Consider the following 8,805-nt stretch of genomic DNA (forward strand, 5'->3'; position numbering starts at 1 on the left):
AGGTTATGCTATGAAAAAATATCTTCTCACTGCCGCATTAGGCTGGTTATCTTTTACAGCCTTCGCCAATACCAATCCGCACTTGGACAGCTATACCAAATCGGTCAGCCAGACGTTAAGCAAAGGCCAGCGTGTCAACGTTACCGTTAATTTTTCCCTGCCTGCTGACCGACGCCATCTGGTCACACTGGGCTTTGATAACAACCAGCCCAACGCCATGGACTGTAAAATCAGCATCTACAATGCCGCCAGCCAGCGACTGCATTATCTGGACTGTCGTCCGGGTTGGGGCGAAATACATTTTGATACACCCAATGAGTATTACCAGAATGGCTACCGTGCCGTTATTTCCCTCTATAACGCCGATTTCAGCAAACCGAGCCAGCACTTTGACGGTAACTTCCGCTTTAACTTTGGCGAAAGCAGCAGCATAGACAATGATCGCCTGCCTACCTGGTGGAAAAAAACCTATGAGGTTGTCGGACTGGATGCCTATACCGACTACGACGGTGACGGCTTCACTCTGATGCAGGAATATTTCGGTAACAGCAAACCCAACGACGCCAGCAGCTTCCCGGATCACGACCCGGTGATCGATTTTGATGAGACGCTGACTGCAGGCACTTCAATCTATGCCAGTTTTGGTAAACCTGTCACCAAATGGCTGGAAATCACGCCTTACAACAATAAGAAAGTGAAGTCACTGGAGCTGATGGTCGATACCACAGCCAATGCCCGTGGTCAGTCTGTGGTAGCCTTCTTCTACAACGAAAATAATGAGCGTATTTATCCCACCTACCTGAAATATCCCTCCGGTAACCTGTCGGTCTTTTTTGACCAGCCGGTTGAAGTCCAGACGCTGAAAGTGGAGCTGACGGCCAGTCATTACTCCTCCGGTATCACTGCCCGCTTTGACGCTAAAGTCAATGCGGTCTTTACCGAATAAATAAATAAAAATCAGGCTGATAGATACATCAGCCTGATTTGACCATCACAGATCTACCTACATGCCGACTTACAACGACAGTCCGGAATAAGCGTGATGCCAGTCTTTCCACACCACCTCAAAACCGTGCTGCTTCACCGCGTCTGCCACCTCGGCCACGGCGCGTTCATCACTGATCGCAAACTGCTCCAGCTCAGGCTCATCATCGGCATAGCCGCCAGGCTGGGTTTTGGAGCCCGCCGACATACTGGTAATGCCCAGCGGCAGCACATTATCGCGAAAATGGGGTGACTCCCGGGTCGACATCGACAGCTCGACTTCAGGATTAAACAACCGGTAGGCACAAATCAGCTGCACCAGCTGGCGGTCGCTCATCACGGATTTGGGCTCCAGGCCGCCTGTGCAGGGGCGCAGACGCGGGAAGGAAATCGAATACCGGCTCTGCCAGTAAGTGCGTTCGAGATAGTCCAGGTGACTGGCGGTAAAAAAGCAGTCAGTGCGCCACTCTTCCAATCCAATCAGAGCACCAATACCGATTTTGTCGACCCCGGCACGTGCCAGCCGATCCGGCGTTGCCAACCGGTATTCAAAATCCATTTTATTCCCGCGCAAATGGTGCTTGGCGTACGTCGGGGCGCTGTAGGTTTCCTGGTACACCATGACCGCATCCAGTCCCAGGGTTTTCAGCTCGGCATACTCGTGCTGATCCAGCGGCTGCACTTCCATCGACAGATAACTGAAGTGACGCTTAATTGCCGGCACACATTCGCGGAAATAGGCCATGCCGACCTTGCGTTCATGCTCACCGGTGACCAGGAGCACGTTATCGAACTGGAGCGCCTTGATCGCCGCGCATTCGCGCTCAATCTCGTCAAGATTTAAGGTTCGGCGCTTAATTTTGTTTTCCATGGTAAAGCCGCAATAGGTGCAGCTGTTGGCACAGAGATTCGACAGGTACAAAGGGACATAAAACCCGATTGTCCGGCCAAAACGCTGCCGCGTCAGTGCGGCCGACTGCTGCGCCATCTGCTCGAGATACGGCTCTGCCGCAGGCGAGATCAGCGCTTTGAAATCCTCCAGATCACGCTTGCGCTTACTGAGTGCCCGCTCCACATCCGCGGCCGTTTTACTGTAGATCGACATCCGGACATCGTCCCAGTCCAGCTGCCGCCATACATCGACATAGCTCATGGCGTCTCCTTATGCGCTGGCGTCTAAAAACGCCGTTAACGGGCTTGACGCTACGGCATGGCTGACTGTGCCGGCCAGGCCAGCTTCGTAGGCCATCCGGCCACTTTCCACTGCCAGTTTAAAGGCCAGCCCCATGGCAATCGGATCCGCCGCTGCCGCAATCGCCGTATTCACCAGCACAGCATCGGCACCTCGTTCCATGGCTTCAGCCGCATGTGAAGGTGCGCCGATCCCGGCATCCACAATCACAGGCACCCGGGCCTGATCAATAATGATGTCGAGGAAATCACGCGAGGCCAGCCCTTTATTGGAACCTATGGGAGCGCCCAGTGGCATCACGGCGGCACAGCCTACTTCCTCCAGGCGTTTACACAACACAGGATCGGCATGGCAGTAAGGCAGCACAATGAAACCTTGCTTGACGAGCGCTTCTGCCGCCGCCAGCGTTTCAATCGGATCCGGCATCAGGTATTTCGGATCCGGGTGGATTTCCAGTTTCAGCCAGTTGGTTCCCAGCGCTTCACGGGCCAGCTGGGCGGCAAAAATCGCCTCTTTTGCATTCTTGGCTCCCGAGGTATTCGGCAGCAGGTTGACTCCCGCCTCACGCAACGGGGCAAGAATGTCATCATCTCGGTTATCAATATCTACCCGCTTCAATGCCATGGTCACCAGCTCAGAACCGGATGCAATAATTGACTTTGCCATCACGTCCCGGCCGGCATATTTGCCGGTACCGGTAAAAAGTCGGGATGAAAAGGTTTTATCGGCAATGGTCAGCATGTCAGCCTCCTGCTATCGCTTGAAATAAGGCGATTTCATCGCCGTCATTGAGCCGCTGCCCGGCCCAGAACTCGCGGCCCAAAATGGCCTGGTTGAGTGCAACGGCCGTCGCATCCAGCGGCAGGGCCAGTTGCTCCAGCAGATGCTGCAGCGAACTTTCCGCCGCCAGCGATATGGCTTTGTCGTTCACCAGAACGGTTATCGTGGTCATAGAGATTCCTTACTGCATACAGGACATTGCGGGTTAGCAGGCAAGACAAACTGCTGCCATTGCAGGGTGAGGCCGTCGAACTGGCGGAACTGGCGGACACAGAGATCACCGCTGTCGGTGATGGCTTTCACCGCTTGCAGCGCCTGAAAAGTTCCCATAATGCCGACAACTGGTCCGGCAATGCCGCTCTCACTGCAATTTTGCGGCGCTTGCATTTCCCCTTCAGGAAATAAGCAGTGGTAGCAAGGTCCCTGCTGTGTGCGAAAATCAAAGCTCATCAGTTGTCCCTGCCAGCGAATTGCCGCGGCAGAAATCAGCCGTTTGCCATGTTCGAAACAGGCCTGATTAATGGCATGGCGGCTGGCAAAGTTATCGGTGCAATCAAGCACGACGTCCGCCAGACTGATTTCCATCGCCAGTTGCAGCTTGGCCAGTCTGGCCGTCACTGCGCGGGCACGGATCAACGGATTGAGCGCCTTAACCTGGGCCACGGCGGCCTGCGCTTTGCTCTCACCCTGATTATCATCACGGTAGATAATCTGGCGCTGGAGGTTGGAGCGCTCAACACGATCGCCATCGGCAATCACCAGGCTGCCAACGCCCGCCGCCGCCAGATATAACGCCGCGGGTGCGCCAAGCCCGCCCGCACCGATAATCAGCACCCTGGCTTGTTGCAGGGCCTGCTGGCCCTGCTCTCCAATTTCCGGTAGTTGCACCTGGCGCTGGTAGCGCAAGAAAGACTCGTCTGTCAGCATGACTACCTCACCAGCTTGTCCGCAAATGCCGCCAGCGCCCGCTCGGTATCCGCAGCGGCTGTCACGGCACGCACGACAGCCACACAAGACACACCTGTCTGCCAGACACCGGCAACATTGGTGAGATCAATACCGCCAATGGCAACGGTCGGGTAACGGCCGGCCACAGTGTCCAGGTGCTCTTTTAACTGAGCGATCCCTTGTGGTGGGGTCGGCATGTCTTTGGTCGGGGTCGGGAAAATATGGCCGATCGCCACATAGCTGGGCGCCAGTGCCAGGCCGCGTTGCAACTCAGCTGCCGTTCGGGTCGACACCCCCAGGCGGATATTTGCCTGACGCAGCGCATCAAGATCCGCGCTAGCCAGATCGTCCTGCCCCAGGTGCACACCGTAAGCACCGTGCCTGAGCGCCAGCTGCCAGTAGTCATTAATAAACACCTGGGCGTTGTGCTCCCTCCCCAAGCGAATCGCTTCAATAATCTGCGCTTCCAGCTCAGGGTGGGCCGGATCTTTGATCCGCAGCTGAACGGTTTTCACCCCCAGAGGCAGCAATCTGGCAATCCAGCGGACATCATCAACAACCGGATAGAGCGGCCCGATGCCGCCCTCCATAGCAGGAAATGACTGTTGCATCACACCACTCATGCCTTCTCTTCCTCGTGGGTTTTTGCCTGATGGTAGAGCTCGCTGCCCTTGTCACGAAACTCCTCCGCTTTCTGGCGCATCCCTTCCAGCGGATCATCAAGCATTTGAATCACCTGGGCGTCCTCTTGCGCTTTGGCGTAGTCCCGTACTTCCTGAGAGATCTTCATGGAACAGAATTTCGGTCCGCACATAGAGCAGAAGTGGGCTACTTTACCCGATTCCTGCGGCAGCGTTTCATCATGGAAGGCGCGCGCAGTATCCGGGTCCAGTCCGAGATTGAACTGATCTTCCCAGCGGAATTCGAAACGGGCTTTGGACAACGCATTATCACGTACCTGCGCGCCAGGATGGCCTTTGGCCAGATCAGCAGCGTGGGCACACAGCTTATAGGTGATCAGGCCGGTTTTGACATCGTCTTTGTTAGGCAGGCCAAGGTGCTCCTTGGGGGTGACATAGCACAGCATGGCGCAACCGAACCAGCCAATCATCGCCGCACCGATACCAGAGGTAATGTGGTCGTAACCCGGGGCAATGTCCGTTGTTAGCGGGCCTAAGGTATAAAATGGCGCTTCATGGCAGTGCTTGAGCTGTTCATCCATGTTTTCTTTGATCAAGTGCATGGGCACATGTCCCGGGCCTTCAATCATCACCTGGACATCGTACTCCCAGGCTACTTTAGTCAGCTCGCCTAAAGTACGCAGCTCACTGAACTGGGCTTCATCATTGGCATCAGCGACTGAGCCGGGGCGCAGACCGTCACCCAGCGACAGAGAGATATCGTACTGGGCGCATATCTCGCAGATTTCACGGAAATGCTCATACAGAAAGCTTTCTTTATGGTGCGCCAGACACCATTTCGCCATGATAGAACCGCCGCGGGAAACAATCCCGGTTACACGTTTGGCGGTCATAGGGACAAAGCGTAACAATACACCGGCGTGGATAGTAAAATAATCAACGCCTTGTTCTGCTTGCTCCAGCAAAGTATCCCGGAAGACTTCCCAGGTCAGGTTTTCAGCAACACCATTCACCTTCTCCAGCGCCTGGTACATAGGGACAGTACCAATGGGGACCGGGCTGTTACGGATAATCCATTCGCGGGTTTCGTGAATATTACGACCGGTTGACAGATCCATCACGGTATCGCCGCCCCAACGGGTCGACCACACCAGTTTCTCCACTTCTTCTTCGATTGAAGAGGTCACGGCTGAATTACCGATATTGGCATTGACCTTAACCAGAAAATTCCGGCCAATGATCATCGGCTCGGATTCCGGGTGGTTAATGTTAGACGGAATAATTGCACGGCCTTCCGCGACTTCTTGCCGCACGAACTCAGGGGTGATGTCTTTGGGAAGATTGGCACCAAAGTTCTGCCCCGGGTGCTGCTGAGTTAACACTTGATCACGGTATTGAGCGCGGCCCATATTTTCACGGATCGCGATATATTCCATTTCCGGGGTGATAATGCCCTGCCGGGCATAGTGCATCTGTGTCACACACTGGCCAGCTTTAGCACGGCGTACGCGGGCTCGGTGGGCAAAACGCAGATCGTCCAGAGTGTCATCGGCCAGACGCTCTTTAGAATAAGCAGAGCTCAGCTCATCCAGCAGTTCGGTATCGCCACGCTCCTCGATCCAGTTTTCACGCAGTTTTGGCAACCCGTTATAGATATCAATGGATTGATCAGGATCGGTATAAAAGCCTGAGGTGTCATAAACTCGAATCGGTTCATTAGGCTCAAAGATAGGATTAGTTTTATCACCGCCGACCAGGGAATCGGCCTGGGCGATTTCACGCATACCGACACGGATATCATCCCGACTGCCGGTAACATAGAGTTTTCGTGAATTAGGGTAGGCTTGGGTGGTGAGTGAATCAATGAATTGTTTCGCTTCCAGTCTCGCTTGCTTGCGATTCGACATAGCAATTTCCTTTTTCAATGTTAGGGAAGTTGCTTGACGGATGGGCGCGTAAACAAGAGGCGGACACATGTAGGGCGTGTCGCATCGTCTGATACAGCAGCAGTACAAATAAGGTACAGCTAGGCAGAAGATTTTCTCTTGTTCCCTTCGCAGATACTAATCTGATCAGGTTCAACGGATCCCGCAATGCGGTCTCAGCCAGTTGGCACTCCGACAAGTTTCAATCAAAGAGTATAAGGAAGCATCACCCGCTCAGCAAGTCGTCTTTTTCATCCCGTCACAACTACAGCGTTTTCTGCTGGCAGATCAGCACATCACACTTCAGATGTTGCGCCAGCTCATAACGTATATCACCCAGCCAGTGTATTCCGGGTTTATAGCTACCCGTGATCACTAAATCGACTTTAATCGTCTTCCCCAGCGCAATCAGGTGCTGAGCAATATCACCGTCGGCCAGATGAATCGCCGTAATCGGCCGTGGTGAATGCTTTGCCAGATCAGCCAACTGAGCCATTCTTCTCAGCTCCTGCTCGTTATGCGCCTCGTCGAGCTGTAAATCGATATCCAGAAAGCTGACATTCCCTACGCCCGGCTCTACATATGCCAGATGCAAATCAGCATTATTTTGCATGGCAATCACACCGGCTTTTGCAACCACCTGTTTTACATTCAAATCATCAGGGTTGATTGCCAGTAAAATGGTATGGTACATACCCATAATCATCTCTACTCCTGCTAGGATTAGTGCACAATGTAAACCTTCATGTGAAAAAGCGCGCCGCTTTGTGGTATCAGGCTTTAACCCTGTCTTTTCACCATAGCATGCAATGATTCTGTCACCATCTGGGCTTTCTATGAACCAACTGATTATTCTGGGCTATGTAGCCATTGGCGGGGCGGTAGGAGCCTGTTCACGCTACCTGATTGCTGAACTCTCGGTGATTTTATTGGGCAAGGGGTTTCCGTACGGGACACTGGCCGTAAACATCATCGGATCCTTGATTATGGGTATGCTGAGCTCAGCACTTAACCAAGGCATGATAGAGGCGACGCCTTGGCGCCCGTTGATAGGACTTGGCATGCTGGGTGCCTTAACGACCTTTTCCACGTTTTCCATGGATAACCTGATACTGCTTCAGCAGGGTGCCTATATCAAGGCTGGTATGAATATAATCCTGAACTTAACACTAAGCCTATTTGCTTGCTTCGTTGGATTTCAATTGCTCCAGCGTGGATAGGCAGCTGAATGATCAATCATGTCTTAAAGGGCGTGAGATTCACTTTACATCCCTACTGATGCTTATCGCCACTGAAATTAAGGCATAAAAAACCGCCTAGTGACGAGGTTTTTGGAACTGACAGGAGATGACGGTTCGACCGGGCTGGCGTACCAGCCGCCGACATCAGCGCAACGCGCTGACCTTCTGAAACAAAAAAGCCCCGTCTGATGACGAGGCTTTTGAAAGTGGCAGGGGATGACGGATCGACCGGGCTGGCGAACCAGCCGCCGACATCAGCACAACGCACTGACCTTCTGAAACGAAAAAACCTCGTCAGATGACGAGGCTTTTGAAAAGTGGCAGGGGATGACGGATTCGAACCGCCGACATTCGGTTTTGGAGACCGACGTTCTACCGGACTGAACTAATCCCCTAGAATTGGTAAGTATTGTATACAGCTGAACGAGAATTACCAGTCTTTGAGACTTAAAATGAGTTACAGCCTGATCAACCGCTTATTTAAACATCAGTAGATTCAAGAGCCCTATCTTCTTTGCTGATGTCTGTCCTGTTACTGCACAATCACTAAAGTGCAATTTTCTAAAAACAACAGCAAAGATAACGTCACTGGAACAATGATTAAAAAGCAAAAAGGCCACCCATTAGGGTGGCCTTCTTTAATAGGGAGCCTGGCGATGTCCTACTCTCACATGGGGAGACCCCACACTACCATCGGCGCTGCTGCGTTTCACGTCTGAGTTCGGCATGGGATCAGGTGGGTCCGCAACGCTATGGTCGCCAAGCAAATTCTGTTTGAAAATATCCCGCTGGTTATAAAGCTCGCTATCAGCGTTAAGTTGCTCTCTCGTTCGGTCATTTAGCGTACTAAACTCCCTCTCTCGACTCACAACTTGCCTTGCTATCGAACTTTATCCCGGCGCTGCCTGAGCAGGGGGATATTTTCACAATTCTGGAAAGTAACTAGTCTGTTCTCAGCACATCATTCAAGTGCTTATGGAGTCCGTAAAACCCCTTGGGTGTTGTATGGTTAAGCCTCACGGGCAATTAGTACAGGTTAGCTGAGCGCCTCACAACGCTTACACACCCTGCCTATCAACGTTCTAGTCTCGAAC

Annotated in this window: 9 protein-coding genes, 1 tRNA gene, 2 rRNA genes and 1 riboswitch; of the genes, 2 read left to right on the plus strand and 10 right to left on the minus strand. The window is 52.9% G+C overall.

From position 1 onward, the window contains the following. Positions 1-10 precede the first annotated feature (10 nt). Entirely contained in the window at positions 11-946 is a 936-nt protein-coding gene (locus D6M16_RS00445; protein ID WP_120510108.1) for a hypothetical protein, read from the plus strand. 69 nt (positions 947-1,015) lie between these two features. Here the strand turns inward: D6M16_RS00445 and thiH are convergent, their stop codons facing one another. From thiH to D6M16_RS00480, 7 genes are all read right to left on the minus strand, one after another. Continuing rightward, positions 1,016-2,137 carry a 2-iminoacetate synthase ThiH gene (gene thiH / locus D6M16_RS00450; protein WP_120510109.1) on the minus strand — a complete coding sequence of 374 codons (1,122 nt, stop codon included), beginning with the start codon at positions 2,135-2,137 and terminating at the stop codon, positions 1,016-1,018. A 9-nt stretch (positions 2,138-2,146) separates the two neighbouring features. Continuing rightward, positions 2,147-2,917: a thiazole synthase gene (locus D6M16_RS00455; protein ID WP_120510110.1), complete on the minus strand. Its 771-nt coding sequence runs from the start codon at positions 2,915-2,917 to the stop codon at positions 2,147-2,149. A 1-nt stretch (position 2,918) separates the two neighbouring features. Then, the gene (thiS, locus tag D6M16_RS00460) at positions 2,919-3,128 is read right to left on the minus strand and encodes a sulfur carrier protein ThiS (protein ID WP_120510111.1); all 210 of its coding nucleotides are present in this window, start codon (positions 3,126-3,128) and stop codon (positions 2,919-2,921) included. Next, positions 3,125-3,883, minus strand: coding sequence for a HesA/MoeB/ThiF family protein (locus D6M16_RS00465; protein WP_120510112.1), 759 nt, complete (start codon positions 3,881-3,883; stop codon positions 3,125-3,127). The genes thiS and D6M16_RS00465 overlap by 4 nt, the downstream gene beginning before the upstream one ends. Positions 3,884-3,885: 2 nt before the next feature. Continuing rightward, a complete protein-coding gene (gene thiE, locus D6M16_RS00470; protein ID WP_205576810.1) occupies positions 3,886-4,527 on the minus strand; it encodes a thiamine phosphate synthase in 642 nt (213 codons plus the stop codon). Beyond that, complete coding sequence (gene thiC, locus D6M16_RS00475; protein WP_120510113.1) at positions 4,524-6,452, minus strand: phosphomethylpyrimidine synthase ThiC; 1,929 nt, start codon at positions 6,450-6,452, stop codon at positions 4,524-4,526. The genes thiE and thiC overlap by 4 nt, the downstream gene beginning before the upstream one ends. A gap of 125 nt (positions 6,453-6,577) precedes the next feature. Continuing rightward, positions 6,578-6,675, minus strand: a riboswitch (TPP riboswitch). 60 nt (positions 6,676-6,735) lie between these two features. Beyond that, positions 6,736-7,176 carry a universal stress protein gene (locus tag D6M16_RS00480; protein ID WP_240435498.1) on the minus strand — a complete coding sequence of 147 codons (441 nt, stop codon included), beginning with the start codon at positions 7,174-7,176 and terminating at the stop codon, positions 6,736-6,738. Between the two features lie 130 nt (positions 7,177-7,306). Between D6M16_RS00480 and crcB the strand changes: the two genes are divergently transcribed. Next, complete coding sequence (gene crcB, locus D6M16_RS00485) at positions 7,307-7,690, plus strand: fluoride efflux transporter CrcB (protein ID WP_120510114.1); 384 nt, start codon at positions 7,307-7,309, stop codon at positions 7,688-7,690. A gap of 339 nt (positions 7,691-8,029) precedes the next feature. Here the strand turns inward: crcB and D6M16_RS00495 are convergent. The 3 genes from D6M16_RS00495 to D6M16_RS00505 all read right to left on the minus strand — a co-directional run. Then, positions 8,030-8,106 (minus strand) — tRNA-Trp (locus tag D6M16_RS00495). Positions 8,107-8,359: 253 nt separating this feature from the next. Continuing rightward, a 5S ribosomal RNA gene (rrf, locus tag D6M16_RS00500) occupies positions 8,360-8,475 on the minus strand. 241 nt (positions 8,476-8,716) lie between these two features. Further along, a 23S ribosomal RNA gene (locus D6M16_RS00505) occupies positions 8,717-8,805 on the minus strand; the annotation flags it as partial.

Origin of the sequence: Photobacterium salinisoli (assembly GCF_003614885.1) — a bacterium.
GTDB classification, from domain to species: domain Bacteria; phylum Pseudomonadota; class Gammaproteobacteria; order Enterobacterales; family Vibrionaceae; genus Photobacterium; species Photobacterium salinisoli.

What these genes read in the sequence shown, in the direction of transcription:
- D6M16_RS00445 (WP_120510108.1), top strand. Translation starts at nt 11, where the DNA reads ATGAAAAAATATCTTCTCACTGCCGCATTAGGCTGGTTATCTTTTACA.
- thiH (WP_120510109.1), bottom strand. Translation starts at nt 2,137, where the DNA reads ATGAGCTATGTCGATGTATGGCGGCAGCTGGACTGGGACGATGTCCGG.
- D6M16_RS00455 (WP_120510110.1), bottom strand. Translation starts at nt 2,917, where the DNA reads ATGCTGACCATTGCCGATAAAACCTTTTCATCCCGACTTTTTACCGGT.
- thiS (WP_120510111.1), bottom strand. Translation starts at nt 3,128, where the DNA reads ATGACCACGATAACCGTTCTGGTGAACGACAAAGCCATATCGCTGGCG.
- D6M16_RS00465 (WP_120510112.1), bottom strand. Translation starts at nt 3,883, where the DNA reads ATGCTGACAGACGAGTCTTTCTTGCGCTACCAGCGCCAGGTGCAACTA.
- thiE (WP_205576810.1), bottom strand. Translation starts at nt 4,527, where the DNA reads ATGAGTGGTGTGATGCAACAGTCATTTCCTGCTATGGAGGGCGGCATC.
- thiC (WP_120510113.1), bottom strand. Translation starts at nt 6,452, where the DNA reads ATGTCGAATCGCAAGCAAGCGAGACTGGAAGCGAAACAATTCATTGAT.
- D6M16_RS00480 (WP_240435498.1), bottom strand. Translation starts at nt 7,176, where the DNA reads ATGATTATGGGTATGTACCATACCATTTTACTGGCAATCAACCCTGAT.
- crcB (WP_120510114.1), top strand. Translation starts at nt 7,307, where the DNA reads ATGAACCAACTGATTATTCTGGGCTATGTAGCCATTGGCGGGGCGGTA.